Here is a 20,230-nt window from a genome sequence, read left to right on the forward strand (position 1 = left end):
CTCATCCCAGCGCTCGGATCACGGCGTCGGCTCTGGTCACGACCGCGACGTTCTGCATGGCAAAGTTGATCGAGGCGTTGTGCCAGTCGGCATTCATGGTCGAGCAGCAATCCTCGGGCACGATCATGAAATAGCCCTTGTCGGCGCCGGTCCGCGCCGTGTGCTCGATCGACATGTTGGTCCAGGCGCCGGTATTGATGATCATGTCGCGACCGGTCGCTTTCAGGATCGTCTCCAGCCGCGTGCCTTCCCAGGCGCTCATCCGCATCTTCTCGACGACGAAATCGCCGGGCCGGGGCTCGAGGCCTGAAACCGGGGCCGCACCCCAGCTCCCGCGCACCATCGCCTTGCTGTCGACCAGGCCCTCGAACAACGGAGCGTTCAGCGTGACGCCGGGCGCGCCGGGCTCGACCACGAACCAGACATGGATGATGGTGACGCCGCGGGCGCGCGCGGCCTCCGCGAGGCGCCGCACATTCTCCACGACATGCTGCTGCTTGGCATGACCCGGCGCGCCCGACTCGGCGAAAGCCCCGCCGTCCATGATGACGTCGTTCTGGAGATCCTGGATGATCATGGCGCAGCGTTGCGGATCGAGCCGCATCTCGCCCTCGCTCAGAATAGGCGCGGCTGGCGATGAGCCCGGGCTTGCTCCGCCGCCAGCGCGCCGGCCGCTCATATAGGGCTCATGGCGCGGGCCGACCCGGGTCGGGATCGCATACACCGAATGTGTCGAGGTGAGATAGAGCGTGCGGAAATCCGGCCCGCCCCAGGCGAGGTTGGCGACGAGCTCGGGCACGCGAACCTTGCCGAGCAGTTCGCCGCGCGGCGAATAGACCCAGACGCCGCCGGGCGCGGTGACCCAGATGTTGCCGTGCTGATCGCACTTCATGCCGTCGGGCAGACCGGGCTCGAGCTCGGACTTGATGCCGCTCGCAAACACGCGCGCATTGGACAGCGAACCATCGCTGTTGACGTCGAACACGCGGATCAGGGCTTGCACGGTGTCGTTGACATAGAGCAGCCTCTCGTCCGGCGAGAAGCACAACCCGTTCGGCTGGTCGAACAGGCTGCGCTCGACCACGAGCTTCGGCTCGCCGCCCGGCACCACGCGATAGACGCCCTGAAAGCCGAGCTGGCGCGGCCGCTCGAGACCAAAGACCGGCATGCGGCCATACCATGGATCGGAGAAATAGATCGCGCCGGATGAGTGCACGCAGACGTCGTTCGGGCTGTTGAGCTCCTGGCCGCCGAAATGCGAGGCCAGGACCTCGCGCCGTCCGTCCGGGCGTTCGCGGACCAGCGACGAGGTCGCGTGCTCGCAGACGATCAAATTGAGCTCGGCGTCATAGGTCATGCCGTTGCATTTGTTCGACGGGCGTTTGACCTCGACGACGCCGCGCCGCGCATCCCAGCGCCGCCGCACGTCGGCCGGCATGTCCGAGAACAGCAGATACTGATCGACCGGATGCCAGATCGGCCCTTCCGTGAAGTCGAAGCCGGTGCCGATCTGTGCGACCGGCGCATAGGGGTCGATCAGGGTTTCGAACTCGCTTCGCAACGTCACATGCGTCATCGGTCGATCCTCGACAACGTCAAGCCGGGAACCAGTTGCGCTCGGGCAGCGACTGCACGATCGGGCCAGGGACTTGATCGTGCAGACGCCCCACGACATTGCCGCCTTCGATCTTGGCGGGACGGTCGTGGACCGGGAGCAGGTAGCGCGAGCTGCTCAGCAGCTTTTTGATCGCCGCCTTTTCCGCGCGCTTGGTGGTGCCATGGTTGCCGGTGGTACGCGGCTCCCAATCGTGGATCTCATGGAAGGGCGTGACGATCTGGTCGTTGAAGTCGTAGATCACGTCGCCGCAGATGGTGGCGATGCCGTCGGCGGTCTCGACGACGATGTTCATCGAGCCCTCGGTGTGCGCGTTGGCGGCGTCGCAATAGACGCCGGGCATCAGCTCGATCGGCCCGGTGATCTCGAGGTCCAGGAAGCGCAGCGCGCTCTTGGTATGCAGCCGGTCGATCAGGTGCTTGATGTCTGGCGCGGGATATTGCGGATGCATCAGGCCGGAGACGGAATATTCGAGCTCCTTGCGGTTGAGCACGACGGTCGTGTTCATCGGAAACAGGTCGTCCTTGCCGGCATGGTCGATATGCAAATGCGTGTGGCAGACGAAGCGAACGTCGCCCATGCGAACGCCGTGGCGCGCGAGCTGGTTCTCGATCATGTTCTCATGATACTGGAGCCCGCGCATGCCCAGCGTCTCCATGATCTGGTTGGAGCGATAGCCGGTGTCGACGACAACAGGATATTTGCCGCCGAGGATCAAAAAGCCGAGCGTGAGGACGCGGCGGGTGCGGCCGCAGTCGCGGCCGAGCACCAGGAAGCTCGATTCCAGCTCGATATCGCCGTAGTCCAGGATCTTGATCTCCAGCGCCATTCGTTTCCCTCCCGTCTCGTTTCTTGTCTGTCAAAGCCGATAGACGCGCGTCGCCGTCGTCCTGAAGATCGCATCCTGCTGCTCCGCACTGAACGGGGCGGCGGCGGCGCGAAAGGCTGCGACGAGCTCGCGATAACTGGTCCACAATTTCTCGATCGGAAAATTGGTGCCGAACAGGCAGCGCTCGGCGCCGAAGATCGCGACGGTATCGGTGAGCACGGCGGCGATATGCGCGGGATCGTTGCGATGGATGAAGGTGCCGAGCCCGGACAGTTTCGAGACCACGTTCGGACAACTCGCGAGCCGGGCCATCCCGGCGCGCCAGGCCGCCCGTCCAGCCGGCGAGAGATCCTCGAGCATGCCGGCATGCTGGAGGATGAAGGTCACGCCGGGACAGGATTCGGCCAGCTGCGCAGCATCCGGCATCTGCGGCGTGAACACCTGCAAATCGAAGCTCCAGCCGTAATCGGAAAGACGTGCGACATTGCGACGGATCGTCGGGTCGGTGCAGAGATCCGGACGCGCTGCGAAGCGATAGAGCGGGTTCTCGTGCCAATGCAGCTGCATGCGCACCCCGCGCAGCAGAGGATAGCGCTTGAGGCGGTCGAGCTGCGGGCGGACGTCCTCGGCCGCAAAATTGGCGTAGGCAACGATGGCGTGCGGCCAGCCATGTTCGTCGGAGGTACGCTGTACCCACGCTGCTTCCTCCTCAAAATGCTCGGGCGCCCAATTGGTCTGCACATAGACGGAACGGGTGACGCCGCTGTCCTTGAGATCGTCGAGATATTCCTGGATCGGATAGTCGCGCCGGATCGGCTCGTACGGTCCGAAGATGCGGGGCTGCATGGGGCCGGTCAGCCAGGGCAGGTCGGCCTGCCGCCAGATGTGATGATGGCCGTCGACAATATCGTTCACGCAGCTCTCCTTCCCAGTGCCAGGACGTGGGCGACGATCGATGCGCTCGACCCGCCGTCCACGAGATCGTCGACGGAGCGTTCGATCGCGACCAGAGCTTCTGTCTGCGGACGGAACGCGGGGCCTGTCGCGAGCGGCGTCAGCCAGCTCAGGCGCCAGGCCCGCCGCGATAGTTTCGCGACAGCGTCGCGAAGGGCGTCCGGCTCTCCACGCTCGAGCCCGTCGGAGATGATGATCACAGCGGCGCCGCGGGCGTAGCCGCCGAACCGCGGGACCGCCAGGAACGCTTGCAGCGCGTCGCCGATCCGGGTGCCGCCGTCCCAATCGCTGACCAGATGTGCCGCGGCGCTCAGCGCCTGCTCGCGCCGTTTCAGACGCAGTGCACGCGTGACACGGGTCAGCCGCGTGCCGAAGGTGAAGACCTCGACATTGGGCGCGGCCTGCACCAGCGCATGCGCAAGCTTCATATTCTCCTCGGTGCGGCTTTTCATCGAGCCGGAGACGTCGATCAGCAGCAACACCTTGCGCGGCCGTTGCCGCCGCTTCATGTGGCCGAGCCGCAGGATCTCGCCGTCGCTGCGGACGCTGTCGCGTAAGGTGCGGCGGAGGTCGGCAAAGGGGCCGCGGCGCGCCCGCATGCGGCGGTGCCCGCGCCGCCGCGGCAGGCGCCGCGGGGCCTCGCGCGCCAGCCGTCGGAGCGCATCGGTCGTGGAGAGCTGCGCGAAGCGGCGCTCGACCAGCGCCTCGGTGCGCGATGCAGTCAGGCCGGACTCGTTGGCCTCGTCGGAGAGCAGGGGCTCCTCGTCGCCGCGACCTTCCTCCTGCAGACGGACGGTCTCGTCGTCCTCGCCGTCGTCGGCACGCTCGATCGCCTCGCTGCCGCGGAAATGCAGGTCGAACAGCCGATCGAAGGTGGCGCGGCGCTCGGGCGGAGGGGCTAGGGTGGCGAGCGCAGATTGCTTGATGTCCTCGAGCTTGCGCGGTCCGAGCAGCGCAATCGCGGCGAGGAACGCGGTGGTCTGCTCCGGCGCGACGGCGAAGCCGTTGGCGCGCAGCAGGGCGACGAAGGAAACAAAGGTGCGGGCAGCGCGCGGGAGCTGCGGCTCGATGCTCATGCGGTCGCCTCCGCGAGCATGGCATCGAGCCGCGGCGCGATGAAGTGCAGGTCCTCTTCGTCCTTCAGCGCGACGCCGATCGAGCGTTTGAAGGCATCAGGCCAGCGCGCGCCGCCCTTGTTGAGGAGGGTCGCGGCCTCGGCCCAGTCGACGGCTTCGGCGATCCCGGGGGCCTTGCTCAGCGGTTCGCGCCGCAATCTCTCGACGGCCGCGACGACGGCGCGGGCCGTGGCTTCGGCGACGCTGGAGGCGCGCATCATGATGATGCGTGCCTCGCGCTCCGCCGTCGGATAATCGATCCAGTGATAGACGCAGCGGCGGCGCAAGGCTTCGTGCAGATCGCGGGTCCGGTTCGAGGTGAGCACGACCACCGGCCGCTCGGCCGCGCGGACCGTGCCGCGCTCGGGAATTGAGATCTGGAAGTCGGAGAGGAATTCGAGCAGGAAGGCCTCGAACTCCTGGTCGGCGCGGTCGATTTCATCGATCAGGAGCACGGTGGAATCAGGTGCGCGCAGCGCCGCCAGCATCGGCCGCTCGATCAGGAACGTCTCGCCATAGATGTCGATGCTCTCGTCGCCGGCCTGACGGATCGCCAGCATCTGGCGTGGATAGTTCCACTCATAGAGCGCGGCAGAGGCGTCGATGCCCTCGTAGCATTGCAGGCGGATCAGGCGGCGGCCGAGCACGGCGGCGATGGCTTTGGCCGCCTCCGTCTTGCCGACGCCGGGCGCGCCTTCGAGCAGCAGCGGCTTGCCGAGCGCGAGGCCGAGATAGGCGGCGGTCGCGAGCCCTTCGTCGGCGAGATAATAGGCCGCCCGCAGCGCCCGCTCCAGCGCCTCCGGGCTGTCGATGCCGACGATGTTGCTGCGAACCGCCACGGCCGATCCTCTAACGCCGCGCCTGCGGCCGCGCGCCGCCCTGCGCCTTGATCGCCCGCAGCACCTTTTCCGGCGTGATCGGCAGGTCGTCGATGCGAACGCCCACCGCGTTGAAGATCGCATTCGCCACCGCGGGCAGCACCGGATTGGCGCACATCTCGCCAGGGCCTTTTCCCCCGAACGGACCGTCAGGGGCGGGGCGCTCCAGCACGGCGATATCATGCGGACAGATGTCGCCGGGACCGGGCATCAGATATTCGACGAAGTCGCGGGGCCCGTGGACAGGATCGGGATAGTACGGCTCCGGCGTCTCGTAGAGGGCGTGGCTGACGCCCATCCAGGCGCCGCCGACCAGCTGCTGCTCGACGAGGCGCGGGTTGAGCGCACGGCCGAGCTCGTAAGCCGAGTCCATCCGGACCATCGCGACCTCGCCGGTCTCATCGTCCACCTCGACCTCCGCGACCAGGCAGGCGTGTGCGTAGCAGGTCGCCGGCGACATCTCGCCGGTTTCAGGATCGACATCCGACAGCGGCACGAGAAAGATGCCGCGGCCCGAGATGGTCTTGCCCTGCTTGAACTGCGCGGCAATGGCCACGTCCTTTGTCGAGATCGAGCGGTGCGGGGCGCCCTTGACGTGGATGTTGCCGCGACCGTCGGTTTCGAGATCGGCGGCGTTGACCTCGAGCTCCTCGGCGGCGGCCTCCATCATCACGCCGCGCGCCTCGCGGGCTGCGGCCATCACGGCATTGCCGACGCGATGGGTGCCGCGCGAGGCGAACGAGCCCATGCAGTGCGGGCCGGTATCGGAATCCGCGGTGTCGACATAGACGTCCTCGACCGGCACGCCAAGCGTCTCCGCGCAGATCTGCCGCGTCACAGATTTCATGCCCTGGCCAAGGTCGATCGACGACAGCGCCACGGTGAACTTGCCGCTCGGGTTGGAATGCACCAGCGCCTGGCTCGGATCGCCGCCGAGATTCATGCCGATGGGGTAGTTGATCGACGCCATGCCGCGTCCACGATGCCGGGTCATCTCAGCGTCTCCTGGTGCCGAACACGGAGGAGAATCGGGTCGCGCCGTGCGATGGCGCGGCCGGGCGGGGCGGGGGAGGTGGCGGCGCCGGCGGAGGTGGTTCGCGCGGCGGCTCTCTTGTCGCCGTCACCGGCGCGCGGTCGTAGGTCGTGCGCTGCTGCGCCGGCGCAGCGGGCCGGCTGCGCGAATCCGTCGGTGTTGGCGGGATCACGGCGCGGCTGCCGCCGCCGTCCTTGCGCGAGGAGGCGCGCCTGAACTCGTCGCGGATCGGCCATTTGGCCTTCTCGGCGGCAACCTGGACGCACTCGATCAGCGCGGTGTTCTTGGCCTCGCGCCGGTGCGCCTTCATGTCGCCGTCGCGATAGGCGTTCAGGATCCGGAACTCCATCGGGTCCATGCCGACGAGGTTTGCGAGCTTGTCCATCTGGCATTCGATGGCAAAGTCCATCGCAGTGACGCCGAAGCCGCGCATGGCGGTCGCCGGCGTGCGGTTCGTGAAGACGCAATAGACGTCGCCATAGACATTCGGGATAGTGTAGGGACCCGGCAGATGCGCGGCGCATTTCACCGCGGCATAGCTCGACAGCCGCGTATAGGCGCCGCTGTCGAAATAGGCGCGGATCTTGCGCGCGACGATGCGGCCGTCGCGCATCACGCCGTCCTTGATGTAGATGCGCTCGGCGCCGCGCGGCGGGCCGTATTGCATCTCCTCCTCGCGGCCGAACACGTAGCGGACGGGGCGCCCCGTCAACATGGCGCCGAGGATCGCGAGCGGCTCGGTCAAGGTGTCGACCTTGCCGCCAAAGCCGCCGCCGACGGTGCCGCCGATGAAGTGGAAGGTGTTGGAGGGCACGTCGAGGATCTTGGCGCAGGTGTCGACCGAGAAGAACAGTGCCTGCGTCGAGGTATAGACGACGTAGCGGCCGTTGGTATCGGGCGCGGCGATCGCGCCGTTGGTCTCGGTCGGCGCGTGCTCGATCGGCGACATCTGGTAGCGCTGCTCGAGCACGTGGTCGGCGGTTGCGAGCGCGGCATCGGCATCGCCAAAGCGCAGGCGCTGGTGGTCGTAGACGTCATGATAGATGAAGGCGTTCTTCGGATAGGTCTCGTTGACGACGGGCGCACCCGGCTTCAGCGCATCCTCGACGTCGAACACGGCCGGCAGCGGCTCGTAATCGATCCTGACTTTTGCGATCGCCTCGAACGCCTCGCGCTCGCTGTCGGCGACGATAGCGAGGATCGGTTCGCCCTTGTAGCGGACCTTGTCGACCGCCAGCGACGGCTCGTCGTCCTTGCCGAAGTTGATCAGGCTGAGCAGCGTGTTGAGGTTGCGTGGCACGTCCGCGCCACGGATGATCCGGCGCACGCCGGCCGAGCGCTCGGCCTCGGTGGTATCGATGCGGCGCAGCCTTGCATGGGCCTGGGTCGAACGAACGACCTTCAGGTGCAGCATGCCCTGCAGCTTGTGGTCGTTGAAATAGCTGGACGTGCCCGTGATGTGGCCGAGCATGTCCTGCCGCTGCGTACCCTTGCCGATTTCCTTCAAATTATCGTCACGCTCGTCGGCGAAGATGTCCTTGCGCAGTTCCAGCATGGTCTGACCTCAGGCGCTGGCCCGGCCGCCTGCGGCGGCGAGGATGGCATTGATGATGGGCTCGTAGCCGGTGCAACGGCAGATATTGCCGGAGATCGCCTCGATGACGTCGGCCCGACTCGGGGCGGGATTGCGGTCGAGCAGCGCCTTTGCAGCCATCAGCATGCCCGGCGTGCAATAGCCGCACTGGGCGGCGAAATTGTCGGCAAAGGCGCGCTGCAGCGGATGCAGGTTCGGGCCTTGCTTCATGCCGTCGAGCGTCTCGACCGAGCGGCCCGCGACGGTCTCGGCGAGCGTCAGGCAGGAGAGGTGAAGCTCGCCATCGATCAGCACGCTGCATGTGCCGCAGCCACCCTGGCCGCAGCCGAATTTCGGCGTCATGTCGCCGATCAGCTCGCGCAGCGCGACGAGCAGGTTGGTGCCGCCGTCGACGAAGATTGCGACGTCGCGGCCGTTGTGGCGAAACTGCAGGGGGATTTTTGTCATGGCGAGCTATTCCTGTCCCGACAGCAGGCGCCGCAAATGCACACCGACGATCTCGCGGCGATACCAGGCGCTGCCGAGCGCGTTGTCTGAGGGCGATGTTCCTTCTGTGGCGGCAGAGGCCGCAGCAGCGATGGTCGCCGCATCCAGCGAGCGGCCCTCCAGCGCGCGCTCGGCGGCGCGAGCGCGGATCTGGGTCGGCGCCATCGAGCCCAGCGCAATCCGCGCACCCGCGATCCGTCCGCCGCTGACCGGCAGATGCGCGGCGAGCGTGATCACCGAGCCGCCCTTCGGCTTGATGCGCGCGATCTTGCGATAACGAAACGCCTCGCTGCTGGCCGGCCGCGTGCACGACACCGACAGCACCAACGTCCCGGCCTGGCGCTCACGCCCCTGCAGAAACTCCTCGATCGGAATATCGCGCGAGCCGAAGCCGCCTTGAACCGCAATGGTGGCGTCGAGCGCCAGCAGCGCCACGGTGAAATCGCCGTAAGGGTTCGGCGCGAACAGATTGCCGCCGACGGTGCCCATGTTGCGCACGGCGGGACCGCCGATCGAGCGGGCAGGGGCATGCAGGAAGGCGAGGTCGCGCTCGGCTAGCACGCGCGCGAAGGTGACGCCGGCGCCCAAGGTGATGCGCGGACCGGAGGCGTCGATCCGGGTCAGCGCCTGGTCCTGAGCCCGCACGATCGTCGAGATCGAGACGTCGCCTTCGTTCAGCGCGCGCATCACCAGCGTGCCGCCGCCGAGATAGCGCGCGCTCCGGTCCGACGACAGCGCGCCAGCCGCCTCGCTCGCATTCGTAAAGGTCTTTACCGTCACGGCCATGGCTTAAGCGGCCTCCTTCAGATGGCGGCGGATCGCTTCGAATCCGGCCTGATAGATGTCTTCGGCCACCATGTGGCTGACGCGGTCCTTGTCCTCCGGCTTCGTCGTGAACCGCGACTCCCAGTGCCAGAAGGTGCGGTCGCCGTCGGTGACCGGCAGCAGCCGGACATGGGCGACGTAGTTGAACATCGGGACCGGCGTATCGAGCAGGCAATAGCTGAAGGTCTGCTCGAGGTCGGACAGCGCCAGCAGCTGCTCGCGCAGCTCCGAGCCGTCCTTCAGCTTGAACCGCCTGACGCAGCCGATCTTGTCGGCGGTCTGCGCGCGTTCGATGGAGGAGGTCGCAACTGCCGGGTGCCAGCGGTCGTGCCCGTTGAAATCGCGCAGCACGTCCCACACCGCGTCCGTCGGTGCGTTCAGGATCGTGCTCTTGACGATATGCGGCACGGCTAGCCTCCGAACACGCGCTTCAGGGCGTCGAAGCCGCCCTGGAACACGCCGCCGCCGATGTTGTTGACGAGCTCGGTCTCCCGTTCCGGCGCGCAGTCGAATTCCGCGGTCCATTCCATGAACGTCTGGTCGCCGTCGGTGACGGGCGTCAGGCGCAGGGTGGCGACGTAGTTCTCGACGCCCATCGGCGATTCCAGGATCGAGTAGGTGCAGAACATGTCGTAATCGGAGAGGCCGAGCAGCTTCTCGCGGATGCGGTCGCCATTGCGCAGGCGGAAATCCCTGACACAGCCGATCTTGTCGGAGGGCTCGCCGCCCTCGATCCGGCTTTCGGCGATGGCCGGATGCCAGTTCGGCAGGCCATTGAAATCGCGCACCCGCGCCCAGACGCGGTCGTTGCGGGCGTTGACGACGGTGGAGACGTAGACGCGGGCCATCGCTCAAACCTCAGCTCTTCTTCCGCGGCCCGCGCTCGGCCGGCGGCTCGCCGCCCTCGGTCGCAGGCGGAGCGGCCGCCGGCTTGTCGCCGCCGCCACCACCTCCGCCGCCACCCTTGCGCGCGGCCTCCTTGATGCCCTGCATGTCGCGGGCCTCGCGGATCAGCCCCGGCATCTTGGCCAGGCTGCCGCCTTCGACGCCGATATCCGACAGGATCGAGTCGATCAGCGGCGCCTGGACTCGGTAGCGTAGCGCCGAGTCGATCACCTCGTCGGTGGCGCTGCGGCCGCCATTGCCGTTGCCGTGGCCGTTGCCGTTGAGGCCGTCGACCTGGAGGATGCGGATGCCTTCGATCTTCTCCATCGGCTTGACGCTCTCGCGCACGATGCCCTCGATGCGGTCGAGCAGCTTTCTGCGGAACAGCGAGTAGCGTGCCTGGTCAGTCAGCACGTTCTCGGCTTCGTTCAGCATGCGTTGCGCTTCGGCTTCGACCGCGGCGCGCACGCGCTCGGCTTCGGCGGCGATGCGGGTCTCTTCGGCCTGCTTCTCCGCCAGCAGAACCTCGACGGTCTTGCGCCGTTTGGCGATCTCGCTCTCGCGGGCGGTGACGACGCGCTCGGCGGCTTCGGTCGCCCGGATCCGCGCCTCCTCGGCGGCTGCGCGCGCGGCCGACTCCTCCAGCGACTTCTGATGGATCGCGATCGCCTTCTCCATCAGCACCGTCTCGACGTCCTTCTCACGATTGACCTCGAGCTTGCGCAGCTCGCGCTCGCGGCCGATGCGGGCCTCGTCGAGGCCGCGGTCGGAGGCGATGCGGGCACGCTCGACCTCCTCACGGGAGGCGATCTCCGCTTCCTGCAGGGATTGCACGCGGGCGACCTCGAGCTGCTCGATGGCGCGGCGCCGCTCGATCCGGGCAGCTTCCAGTGCCTGCTCGCGCGAGACGTCGGTGGTCTCGACCTCCTTGCGCGCCACGATCTCGGCCTGCCGGACCTGGCGGTCGGCGTCGATCCGCTCGGACTTCTTGGTCGACAGCGCGATGACGCGGTCCTCGTCCGCGATCTCGATCGCCTTCTTCTGCTCGATGTTGAGCACTTCGCGCTTCTTGGAGGAATTGATGCGCTCGGCCTCGAGCGCCAGGTCGACCGTGATGCGCTGCCGCTCGATGGCGTCGCGCCGCTTCAGCTCGGCCGCCTCGAGGACGCCGGTCCGCTCGATTTCGAGCGCGCGCGTCTCCCGTTCGGCCTGGATGCGCTCGGCCGCAACCGCCTTTTCCTGGGCGATGCGGGCCGCCTCGATCGCCTCGCGCGAGGCGATGTCAGCTTCCTCGACGGCGCGGTTGCGGGCGATCTCCAGGGAGCGCACGCGCTCCTCCTGCGCGATGCGCGAGGCTTCCGTGGTCTCGCGCGCGGCGATGCCGGCGACGTCCAGCGCCTGGTTGCGCTCGATCTCCAGCTGCCGTGTGTTCTGCTCGGCAGCGATGCGCTCGGTAGCCAGCGTCCGCTCCCGGGCAATGCGGGCGGCCTCGACCGCGCGCTGCGCTTCGATCTCGGCCTCCTGGATGGTCCGCACCTGCTGGATTTCCAGCGCGCGAGTGCGCTCGTCCGAGGAGATACGCTCGACATTGACGATCAGCGTCTGGGCGATGCGCGCCTTTTCGGTGGCCTCGCGTGCGGCAATCTCGGCCTCGTCGACCGCGCGCGTCCGCTCGATCTCGCGGCGCCGCGTCTCTTCCTCGTTGGCGATGCGGGCGTCGGTGACGACGCGGTCCTGCTGGATGCGGGCTTTCTCGATTGCCTCGCGCGCGGCGATCTCGGCTTCCTCGACTGTGCGCATCCGCTCGATCTCGCGCTGGCGGACTTCGCGTTCCGAAGCGATGCGTGTGGTATCGATCGAGCGCTGGTTGGCGATCCTTGTCTTCTCGATCTCCTCGCGCGCCAGCAGCTCCTTCTCCTCGATCGTGCGGGTCCGTTCGATCTCCTTCTGGCGGGTCTCGCGCTCGGAGGCGATGCGGGCCTCGGCGATCGCCTGCTCATTGGCGATGCGGGCGCGCTCGATGGCCTCGCGGGCGGAAATCTGTGCTTGTTCGGCCTCGGTCTCGCGCAGGGCCCGCTCGCGGGCGACTTCGGTGCGCTGAAGCGCGCGGCGCATCTCGATGTCGCGTTCCTGCTCCAGGCGTGCGGTCTCGCTCTCGCGCTCGATCTCCAGCGCCTGCCGCTCGGCTTCCAGGTTGCGGGAGCGGATCTTGATCATCGAATCCTGCTCGATGTCGTTGCGCAGCTTCCGCCTGGCCTCGATGTCCTCCATCAACCGCGTCAGGCCTTCGGCGTCGAAGCGGTTCGAAGGGTTGAAGAACTCGAGATCGGTCTGGTCGAGATCGGTGATCGCAACCGATTCCAGCTCGAGGCCGTTTTGGGCGAGAGCTTCCGCCGCTTCGGTCTTGACCCGCGCGACGTAGTCGCCGCGACGCTCATGCATCTCCTCCATGGTCATCTCGGAAGCGACCGAGCGGATCGCGGAGATGAACTTGCCGGCGAGAAGCGCGTGGAGCTGCCCGGGTTCCAGGGTGCGGCGGCCGAGTGTCGCAGCGGCAATCGAGACGGCCTCCCGGGTCGGCTGCACGCGGACATAGAAGTCGGCCTCGATGTCGACGCGCATGCGGTCGCGGGTGATCACGGCATCCTGCTTCGAACGCACGATGCCCATCGGCAGCACGTTCATGTTGACGGGCGTGTAGTCGTGGATGAACGGCAGCACGAAGGCGCCGCCATTGATCACCACGCGTTCGCCGAGGAAGCCGGTGCGGACGAACGATGTCTCCTTGGAGGAGCGGTGGTAGAGCCAGTTCACGATATAGACGCCAACCACGATCACGATGATCGCGACGATCAGCCAGAGGATCAATTCACCGACCAACATCCCTGACATCTTTCCCTCCCTCGAACCTCTCGGGCGTTATCGCGCGCCGATCGCCTTGAATTGCCGCACCTGTTCCGTCAGCGCCCGCTCCACCGGCAGCCGCTCCATCGAGGATGCGCCGTAGAAGCCGTGGCAATGACGGGTGTTCTTCATGATGAAATCGGCGTCGGCGGGATCTGCGATCGGGCCGCCATGCGCCAGCACCAGGATGTCCGGATTGACGCTGAGCGCGGCGGTGGCCCAGGTGTCAATCCGCGCCGGGCAGTCCTTGAGCCTCAAGGCGGTTTGCGCACCGATCGTGCCCCCGGTGGTCAGGCCCATGTGGCAGACGATGATGTCGGCGCCGGCGATGGCCATCGCCGCGGCTTCCTTCTCGCTGAATACGTAGGGCGTGGTCAGCATGTCCTTGTCGTGCGCCTTGGCGATCATGTCGATCTCGAGCGCGTAGGACATGCCGGTCTCTTCGAGATTGGCGCGGAAGGTACCGTCGATCAGGCCGACCGTCGGAAAGTTCTGGACGCCGGCAAACCCGAGTGCCTTCAGCTGGTCCAGAAATACGTCCATGTCGCGGAAGGGATCGGTGCCGTTGACGCCCGCCAGCACCGGGGTCTGGTCGACCACGGGGAGCACCTCGCTCGCCATTTCCAGCACGATGGCGTTGGCATCGCCATACGCCATCAGGCCCGCGAGCGAGCCACGCCCGGCCATGCGGTAGCGGCCGGAATTGTAGATGACGATGAGGTCGACGCCGCCGGCTTCCTCGCATTTGGCTGACAGCCCCGTGCCGGCGCCGCCGCCGACGATCGGCTCGCCGCGCCTTGCCATGTCGCGAAACCTCTTCAGCAGCGCCGCGCGTTCAAACCTGGCCATCGGTCACCTCGCGAGTCTCCGCCGCACACCGGTCCGCCCGAACAGGTTTCGGAACGCACTGACGATGGCGGCGGCGAAATCGGGATCGTTGATGTTCTTGGGGATGCGAATGAGCTGGCGGTTGCCGGTCTGCCGCACGGTCCGCTCCAATGTGCGGAACAGCGCGGCGTCGGCATCCGGATCCCAGAACGGCTGACCTCGCGCGTCGAGGGCCGAGACGCCGCCCTCGGGCAGGAAGAAACGCACCGGGCCATCCATCTGGTTGAGCCGCTCGCCGATCCAGCGGCCCATGCGCTCGTTCTCTTCGGCCGTGGTCCTCATCAACGTCACCTGCGGATTGTGGACGTGGAATTTGCGGCCGCGATAGCGCTCGGGAATGGTGTCAGGCGCGCCGAAATTGACCATGTCGAGTGCGCCGACCGAGCCGACATAGGGCAGGCGGCTGCGGATGATCGCGCCGAAGCGATCCTCGGTCGCCGGGAACACGCCGCCCATCAAGAGGTCGCAGACTTCAGTCGTGGTGAGGTCGATCGCGCCGGCGAGCTGGCCGGACTCGACGAGCTTCTCCATCGAGCGCCCGCCGACGCCGGTGGCGTGGAAGACCAGGCACTCGAAATCGTCGCGAAGGTCGGCGGCGATCTTCTGCACGGCCGGCGTGGTGACGCCGAACATGGTGATGCCGATTGCGGGCAGCCCGCCGGCTTCGCGCGCCGTTGCGGCACGCGTGTCGAGCCGCGCCTTGACCATGCCGGCGAGCGCGTTGGCGCCGTTGGCCAGCACCGCGCGTGAGATCGAATTGAGCCCCTGCACGTCGGTGACGGAGTACATCATGGTGATGTCGGCCGGGCCGACATAGGGGCCGACATCGCCCGAGGCGACGGATGAGATGATCAGCTTGGGAACGCCGACGGGCAGGGCCCGCATCCCCGGGGCGACCAGCGAGGCCGCGCCGGAACCGCCTGCCGAGATCACGCCGGCGACATTGCCTTGGCGCCGCAGCCAATTGGCAAACGCATCTGCCATCGCGGTCACGGCGGCTCCGCGATCGGTGCCGAACACGGCGGAGCCGCCGCGGCCGTGGTTCAGGGCGATCTCCTGCGCGGAGACATCGCAGGAGGAATGCTTGCCGCTGGTCGAGACGTCGACCAACCGCGTGCGCAGGCCGCTTTCGGCTATGATGTCGCGGATGTAGCGCAGCTCCTGGCCCTTGGTATCGAGCGTGCCGACGACCAGCACCACCGGCGGGCCCGAAGCCTGCGCCGCCACCGGTTCGTGCTTGCGCCGCGCCGTCTCGTCGAGCCGGGCGACCTGCGTCGAGAGCGTCCGCGCCGCGGCCTCGATGCGGGCGATCGGCACCGGTTGCGACCATCGCGTCGGCAGCGTCGGATTGGAGATGTAGATGCGCACCGGCCCGTCGCGCCGTGGCGCCGGCGCCGGCTTCGTTTCGGCGCCGGATGCGGCGATTTCGATATCCGGTTCGAGCTCCGCATGAAGCCCGACGCCGAGCAGGCGCTGCTGTAGCTCGCGGTCCGCGGCAAGGCGCGCGGAGTCGATGATGCGGTTGATGCGGCCGTTGACCATGATCGCGACGTTGCGCGAGATCGCGGTGGCGACGCCAATGTTCTGCTCGATCACGAGCACGGACATGTCGCCGTCTTCGCCGAGCCGCAGCAGCATCTCCTCGACCTGCGCGACGATGACGGGCGCGAGGCCCTCGGTCGGCTCGTCCATGATGAGCAGGTGCGGATTGGTGAGCAGCGCGCGCGAGATCGCCAGCATCTGCTGTTCGCCGCCGGACAGCTGGCCGCCGCCGTGATCCCGACGCTCGGCGAGCCGGGGAAAGGTGTCGTAGATGCGCTCGACGGTCCAGGCGCCCGAACGCAGGCCGCCGGCGAGCCGCAGATGCTCGTCGACGCTGAGCGAGCGCCACAGTCGGCGGCCCTGCGGCACGTAGCCGACGCCGAGCCGGGCGATCTGGGCCGGCGGCCGCCGCGTGACATCCTCGCCGCGCACGCGGATCGAGCCGCCGCTCACGCCGACCAGCCCCATGATCGCCTTGCACAGCGTGGTCTTGCCCATGCCGTTGCGGCCGACGACTGAGAACACGCCGCTCTCCAAAGTGAGATCGACGCCCTGCAGCGCATGCGAGTGGCCGTAATAGACGTCGAGCCCGCGGATCTCGAGCGCGGGATTGCTGCGGCGGATCTCATTCATGGCCGCCTCCAAGATAGAGCTCCTGCACCTCGGGGTCGGACTGAATCTCCTCCGGCAGGCCTTCCTTGAAGACGCGGCCATTGTGCATCATCGTGACGCTCTCGACGACGCGCAGCGCGACGTCCATGTCGTGCTCGATGATGATGTAGCCGATATGGGCGGGCAGGGAGGTCAGGATCTCGATCAGCTCGGCTCGCTCCGTCGGCGAGAGGCCCGCTGCCGGCTCGTCGAACAGCACGAAGCGCGGCGCACCGGCGAGCGCGAGCGCGATCTCGAGCTGGCGCTGCTGGCCGTGCGCGAGCTCGGCCACGCGCTGGTCCTTCACGGCGGACAGATGCACGGCCTGGATCAGGTTGTCGGCCGCATGCATCAATGCATCGTTTTGTCCCGGACGCAGAAACGAGAAGCGTCCGCGCGAGACGCCGCGGCAGGCGAGATAGACGTTGTCCTGCACGGTGAGGCCGGGGAACAGCGCCGAAATCTGGTAGGTGCGGCGCAGCCCGCGGCGGATGCGCTCATAGGGCGGGAAGTGCGTCACGTCCTCGCCGAAGAAGCGGATGGTGCCGGAGGAGGGCGGGAAGTCGCCCGTGATGCAGTTGAACAGCGTGGTCTTGCCGGCACCGTTCGAGCCGAGCACGGCGCGCCGCTCGCCCGGTCGCACGGTGATGGTGACGTCGGTCAGCGCGGCGAGCGCGCCGAACAGCCGCGTCACGCCGCGCAGCTCCAGCGCGGCGCCGGCACCGACGGCGGAGAGGCGTTGGGCGACGCTATCCATGGCCGCGCCCTCCACTGGTGCGGCTCACCTCGCGCCGTTGATGCTGACGCCAGCGCTGCCAGAGGCCGATGACGCCGTCCGAGGACCAGAACACGATGGCGAGGAAGCCGAGCCCGATCAGCAGGCGGAAGCGGTTGCCGTCGAGTCCGAGTCGGACCAGGAAGTCGAGCGCGAAGGTGCGCAGCAGCACGAAGATCAACGCGCCGATGAAGGGCCCGATCGGGCGGGTGATGCCGCCGACGACGGAGATGATCAGCACGTCGATGCAGGCGCCGACGCTGACCGAACCCGGCGAGATCTGGCGATAGTTCCAGACCTGGAGCACGCCGGCCAGCGCGGCGACGAAAGACGCGAAAGCATAGGCCGCGACGCGGTGCGCATTGACGTTGAAGCCGAGCGCCGCCATGCGCCGCGGATTGTCGCGCACACCCTGGAGCGCCAGGCCGAACGGCGCGCGCGAGAGATACTCGACCGCGAAATAGCAGAGCGCGGCGACCGCGAGCACGATGTAATAGAAGGGAATGTCGGCGCGCCAGTTCACGCCCCAGAAGTGTGGCGTGGCCACGGTGTTGATGCCGGTATGACCGTTGAAGATCGCCCAGTTCTGGTTGGTGAAATAGTAGAAGGCCGCTCCGATCGCGAGCGTGATCATGATGGTGTAGATGCCTTCGGTGCGCACCGCGAGCGCTCCGCCGAGCGTGCCGAAGGCGGTCGCCAGCGCCAGCGCCATCGGCACCGCGAGCCACCACGGCCAGCCCAGGCTGATATTGGGGTTGCCGCTGACGCCGAACACCGCGACCATGTAGGCTGAGAAGCCCGCGATGGTGAGCTGCATCAGGCTGACCATGCCGCCATAGCCGGCAAGAAACATCAGGCTCAGCGCCACGGTGCCGAGGATCAGCGTGGTCGCGAAGATCTCGATCAGAAAAAAGCTGCTCGCGATCAGCGGCATGATCAGGAGAATGGCCGCGACGGCCCAGGCAGCGGGGTTGTTGATCTCCGGCCATGTCCGGGCGGGGGGCTGCGCCTTGGTGGCGCGGCCTACGGCAACTGGGGCATCGTGGGCGAGCGACATCTCAGCGCCTCGCCAACAGGCCTTGCGGCCGGATAGCCAGCACCAGCACCATGATCAGGAAGGTCACGACGATGGCGTAGGTCGGGATGTAGACCGAGCCGAGCTGCTCGGCGAGGCCGATGATCAGCGCGCCGAGCGCAGCGCCCGGGATCGAGCCCATGCCGCCCACGATCACGACGACGAGGGACGCCAGCAGGAAACGGATGTCTTCGCCGGGCGACAATGACTGGAAGGTGCCGCCGACGACGCCAGCGATGCCGGCAAGCCCCGCGCCGAAGGCGAACACCCCGACGAAGACGAGCTGGATGCGCACGCCGGTCGCGGCGAGAATATCGCGGTCGTCGACGCCGGCGCGGATGATCATGCCGATCCGGGTGCGGTTGAGCGCGAGCCACATCGCGACGCCGATGACCACGGAGGCCACGAAGATCACGAGCCTGACGAGTGGATATCTGAGGTAGACCGGATCGCCCGAGGATTTGATCGCAGTCACCAGCGGCAGCTCGATGGGACCGATCAGCCATTTCGGGGTCTGGATCTGGTAGAAGTCGCCGCCGCAGGCCCACAGCATGAGATCGGCAAACACGATCGAGAGCCCGATCGTCACCATTGTTTGCCTGAGATCCTGGCCCTCCATCCGGCGGAACACGATCACCTGCAGCAGCACGCCGACAAAGGCGGTCAGGACAAAGGCGACGATGAAGCCGAGGATCCACGAGCCGGACGATGTGCTGATGGCATAACCGATATAGCCGCCGAACAGATAGAGCGAACCGTGCGCGAGGTTGACGTTGCGCATCAGGCCGAAGATCAGCGTGAAGCCGCTGGCGACCAGAAAATAGAGGCCCCCGAGCGTGATGCCGTTGAACACCGCGTTGAGGAAGACGCGCTTGCGGCCGATCGCCTCTTCCAGCCCCGGCGGCCAGACTGCGAAGATCAGCCAGAGCGCGACCGCAATCGCGATGATCGTAATCAGCGCCCAAGCCGGATGGCGTTCGACGAAGCGGCTCATGGCTTCACCTCGCCCCGCTTGCGGGGAGAGGTCGACGCGTAGCGCCGGGTGAGGGGGACTCTCCGCAAGCCAAACTGCCGCCGCACTTGCGGAGACTCCTCCTCACCCAGACCCTCTCCCCGCAAGCGGGGCGAGGGGGCATGCAAGCCGTTGCCGGCTGCTGGCCCTGCCATGAGCGAACTTCCTCCCGTCACGCGCGATCCTCTTTTCCGGGATCGCGTTGCCGGCATCCTAGCCAAGCGGCGAGGGCGACATTTGATCGTGAGTATCTTTTCGTGGCCTGCGCTCAGGCGCGCAAAACCTTGGCGGCGCGACGATAATCGGTCGGGGCCATCCCGACATTGGCGGCAAAAAAGCGCGTGAAACCGCTCTGTGAGGAGAAGCCGAGATCGAAGCCGATGTCGGCGATCGGTGTCTCGCTCGCCACCAGCGCTTCGAGCGCCTGTTCCATGATCAGCGTGTTGAGATAGAGGTTCGGCGTGACGCCGGTCTGCACGCGGAACAGCCGGTAGAAATGCGGTCGCGACAGGCCGGATTCGCGCGCGATGGTGTCGAGCTCGATTTCAGCGCCGGGGCTCTCCGACATCATCTTGATGCACTTGCGGACGCGAAAGTCGGTGACGGCGCCGCCTGCGCGCGGATCGCGCGCGATCTCGGCCTGCTGCCAGCTTTCGTCGTAGCAGATGTCGATCAGCCGCCTCAGCTCGGAATCGAGACTGGAGAGCGATGGTGCGCCGCACACGAGCGCGGCGGTCCGCCTGATGTGCTTGTCGAGTGCTGGCGTGCGCTTGAACTGGGTGCGGCCGAAGCGCAACCGGTCGGAGCCGGAGGCATCCGGCGCAAACCATTCGGCGTTGACGTAGAGCACGAAGAAGATGGCGCCGCCCTCAAGATCGGTCGGCAGGAAGTTGTGCGGTTCCCAGGGATTGACGGCGACGACCGACGTCTCGGTGAGATCGTAATGCCCGTCGGAGACATCGATGCATGCCGACATGCCGCCGACATGGAAGATCAGATGACCTTCGCGATGGGCGTGGATATTGAAAGGCCGGTTCAACTGATAAACCGTCGCCCGGCCGAAGCGGCCATGGAAGACGGCGAGCGCACGGCTCATGCCTTCCCCTCCCGAATGTTCTTGTCTTTTCGGCCAGCCTTCAACAACACCGCCGAGATTGCAAGAGCGGAGA

General features: G+C 66.9%; 18 protein-coding genes. All 18 read right to left on the bottom strand.

What is annotated here, in order from left to right:
* Position 1: 1 nt before the first annotated feature.
* Positions 2–1,576 carry an isochorismatase family protein gene (locus N2605_RS12725; RefSeq protein WP_260346778.1) on the bottom strand — a complete coding sequence of 525 codons (1,575 nt, stop codon included), beginning with the start codon at positions 1,574–1,576 and terminating at the stop codon, positions 2–4.
* Positions 1,577–1,595: 19 nt separating this feature from the next.
* A complete protein-coding gene (locus tag N2605_RS12730) occupies positions 1,596–2,444 on the bottom strand; it encodes an MBL fold metallo-hydrolase (protein WP_260346779.1) in 849 nt (282 codons plus the stop codon).
* Between the two features lie 30 nt (positions 2,445–2,474).
* Entirely contained in the window at positions 2,475–3,359 is an 885-nt protein-coding gene (locus tag N2605_RS12735; RefSeq protein ID WP_260346781.1) for an amidohydrolase family protein, read from the bottom strand.
* Positions 3,356–4,474 carry a vWA domain-containing protein gene (locus N2605_RS12740; RefSeq protein ID WP_260346784.1) on the bottom strand — a complete coding sequence of 373 codons (1,119 nt, stop codon included), beginning with the start codon at positions 4,472–4,474 and terminating at the stop codon, positions 3,356–3,358. The genes N2605_RS12735 and N2605_RS12740 overlap by 4 nt, the downstream gene beginning before the upstream one ends.
* Complete coding sequence (locus N2605_RS12745) at positions 4,471–5,352, bottom strand: AAA family ATPase (RefSeq protein WP_036023765.1); 882 nt, start codon at positions 5,350–5,352, stop codon at positions 4,471–4,473. Before N2605_RS12745 ends, N2605_RS12740 begins: the two co-directional genes overlap by 4 nt.
* Positions 5,353–5,362: 10 nt before the next feature.
* On the bottom strand, positions 5,363–6,385 hold the full coding sequence (locus N2605_RS12750) for a xanthine dehydrogenase family protein molybdopterin-binding subunit (RefSeq protein ID WP_036023767.1): 1,023 nt from the start codon (positions 6,383–6,385) through the stop codon (positions 5,363–5,365).
* A 1-nt stretch (position 6,386) separates the two neighbouring features.
* Complete coding sequence (locus N2605_RS12755) at positions 6,387–7,979, bottom strand: xanthine dehydrogenase family protein molybdopterin-binding subunit (protein WP_109144207.1); 1,593 nt, start codon at positions 7,977–7,979, stop codon at positions 6,387–6,389.
* Positions 7,980–7,988: 9 nt separating this feature from the next.
* Positions 7,989–8,465, bottom strand: a complete 477-nt coding sequence (locus N2605_RS12760) for a (2Fe-2S)-binding protein (protein WP_036023772.1) — start codon at positions 8,463–8,465, stop codon at positions 7,989–7,991.
* 6 nt (positions 8,466–8,471) lie between these two features.
* Positions 8,472–9,290: an FAD binding domain-containing protein gene (locus N2605_RS12765; RefSeq protein WP_025035418.1), complete on the bottom strand. Its 819-nt coding sequence runs from the start codon at positions 9,288–9,290 to the stop codon at positions 8,472–8,474.
* 3 nt (positions 9,291–9,293) lie between these two features.
* Complete coding sequence (locus N2605_RS12770; protein WP_225115173.1) at positions 9,294–9,737, bottom strand: SRPBCC family protein; 444 nt, start codon at positions 9,735–9,737, stop codon at positions 9,294–9,296.
* A 2-nt stretch (positions 9,738–9,739) separates the two neighbouring features.
* On the bottom strand, positions 9,740–10,177 hold the full coding sequence (locus tag N2605_RS12775) for an SRPBCC family protein (protein ID WP_011086163.1): 438 nt from the start codon (positions 10,175–10,177) through the stop codon (positions 9,740–9,742).
* A 10-nt stretch (positions 10,178–10,187) separates the two neighbouring features.
* On the bottom strand, positions 10,188–13,106 hold the full coding sequence (locus tag N2605_RS12780; RefSeq protein WP_260346817.1) for a flotillin family protein: 2,919 nt from the start codon (positions 13,104–13,106) through the stop codon (positions 10,188–10,190).
* 27 nt (positions 13,107–13,133) lie between these two features.
* On the bottom strand, positions 13,134–13,967 hold the full coding sequence (locus N2605_RS12785) for a phosphoenolpyruvate hydrolase family protein (RefSeq protein ID WP_057029886.1): 834 nt from the start codon (positions 13,965–13,967) through the stop codon (positions 13,134–13,136).
* 3 nt (positions 13,968–13,970) lie between these two features.
* The gene (locus N2605_RS12790; protein WP_260346820.1) at positions 13,971–16,181 is read right to left on the bottom strand and encodes an ABC transporter permease; all 2,211 of its coding nucleotides are present in this window, start codon (positions 16,179–16,181) and stop codon (positions 13,971–13,973) included.
* On the bottom strand, positions 16,174–16,956 hold the full coding sequence (locus N2605_RS12795) for an ABC transporter ATP-binding protein (RefSeq protein WP_057030084.1): 783 nt from the start codon (positions 16,954–16,956) through the stop codon (positions 16,174–16,176). The genes N2605_RS12790 and N2605_RS12795 overlap by 8 nt, the downstream gene beginning before the upstream one ends.
* Positions 16,949–18,031: a branched-chain amino acid ABC transporter permease gene (locus N2605_RS12800; protein WP_225112744.1), complete on the bottom strand. Its 1,083-nt coding sequence runs from the start codon at positions 18,029–18,031 to the stop codon at positions 16,949–16,951. Before N2605_RS12800 ends, N2605_RS12795 begins: the two co-directional genes overlap by 8 nt.
* A 1-nt stretch (position 18,032) precedes the next feature.
* Positions 18,033–19,043: a branched-chain amino acid ABC transporter permease gene (locus tag N2605_RS12805; RefSeq protein ID WP_225112745.1), complete on the bottom strand. Its 1,011-nt coding sequence runs from the start codon at positions 19,041–19,043 to the stop codon at positions 18,033–18,035.
* Between the two features lie 286 nt (positions 19,044–19,329).
* Positions 19,330–20,157, bottom strand: coding sequence for a helix-turn-helix domain-containing protein (locus N2605_RS12810; protein ID WP_036013364.1), 828 nt, complete (start codon positions 20,155–20,157; stop codon positions 19,330–19,332).
* Between the last annotated feature and the right edge of the window lie 73 nt (positions 20,158–20,230).

Origin of the sequence: Bradyrhizobium yuanmingense (assembly GCF_025200905.1) — a bacterium.
Taxonomy (GTDB): Bacteria; Pseudomonadota; Alphaproteobacteria; order Rhizobiales; family Xanthobacteraceae; genus Bradyrhizobium; species Bradyrhizobium yuanmingense.

Excerpts from the sequence above, each read along its gene's own strand:
- N2605_RS12750 (WP_036023767.1), bottom strand. The coding sequence starts at position 6,385 with ATGACCCGGCATCGTGGACGCGGCATGGCGTCGATCAACTACCCCATC.
- N2605_RS12780 (WP_260346817.1), bottom strand. The coding sequence starts at position 13,106 with ATGTCAGGGATGTTGGTCGGTGAATTGATCCTCTGGCTGATCGTCGCG.
- N2605_RS12730 (WP_260346779.1), bottom strand. The coding sequence starts at position 2,444 with ATGGCGCTGGAGATCAAGATCCTGGACTACGGCGATATCGAGCTGGAA.
- N2605_RS12810 (WP_036013364.1), bottom strand. The coding sequence starts at position 20,157 with ATGAGCCGTGCGCTCGCCGTCTTCCATGGCCGCTTCGGCCGGGCGACG.
- N2605_RS12790 (WP_260346820.1), bottom strand. The coding sequence starts at position 16,181 with ATGAATGAGATCCGCCGCAGCAATCCCGCGCTCGAGATCCGCGGGCTC.
- N2605_RS12765 (WP_025035418.1), bottom strand. The coding sequence starts at position 9,290 with ATGGCCGTGACGGTAAAGACCTTTACGAATGCGAGCGAGGCGGCTGGC.
- N2605_RS12795 (WP_057030084.1), bottom strand. The coding sequence starts at position 16,956 with ATGGATAGCGTCGCCCAACGCCTCTCCGCCGTCGGTGCCGGCGCCGCG.
- N2605_RS12760 (WP_036023772.1), bottom strand. The coding sequence starts at position 8,465 with ATGACAAAAATCCCCCTGCAGTTTCGCCACAACGGCCGCGACGTCGCA.
- N2605_RS12740 (WP_260346784.1), bottom strand. The coding sequence starts at position 4,474 with ATGAGCATCGAGCCGCAGCTCCCGCGCGCTGCCCGCACCTTTGTTTCC.
- N2605_RS12725 (WP_260346778.1), bottom strand. The coding sequence starts at position 1,576 with ATGACGCATGTGACGTTGCGAAGCGAGTTCGAAACCCTGATCGACCCC.
- N2605_RS12775 (WP_011086163.1), bottom strand. The coding sequence starts at position 10,177 with ATGGCCCGCGTCTACGTCTCCACCGTCGTCAACGCCCGCAACGACCGC.
- N2605_RS12785 (WP_057029886.1), bottom strand. The coding sequence starts at position 13,967 with ATGGCCAGGTTTGAACGCGCGGCGCTGCTGAAGAGGTTTCGCGACATG.
- N2605_RS12755 (WP_109144207.1), bottom strand. The coding sequence starts at position 7,979 with ATGCTGGAACTGCGCAAGGACATCTTCGCCGACGAGCGTGACGATAAT.
- N2605_RS12805 (WP_225112745.1), bottom strand. The coding sequence starts at position 19,043 with ATGAGCCGCTTCGTCGAACGCCATCCGGCTTGGGCGCTGATTACGATC.
- N2605_RS12800 (WP_225112744.1), bottom strand. The coding sequence starts at position 18,031 with ATGTCGCTCGCCCACGATGCCCCAGTTGCCGTAGGCCGCGCCACCAAG.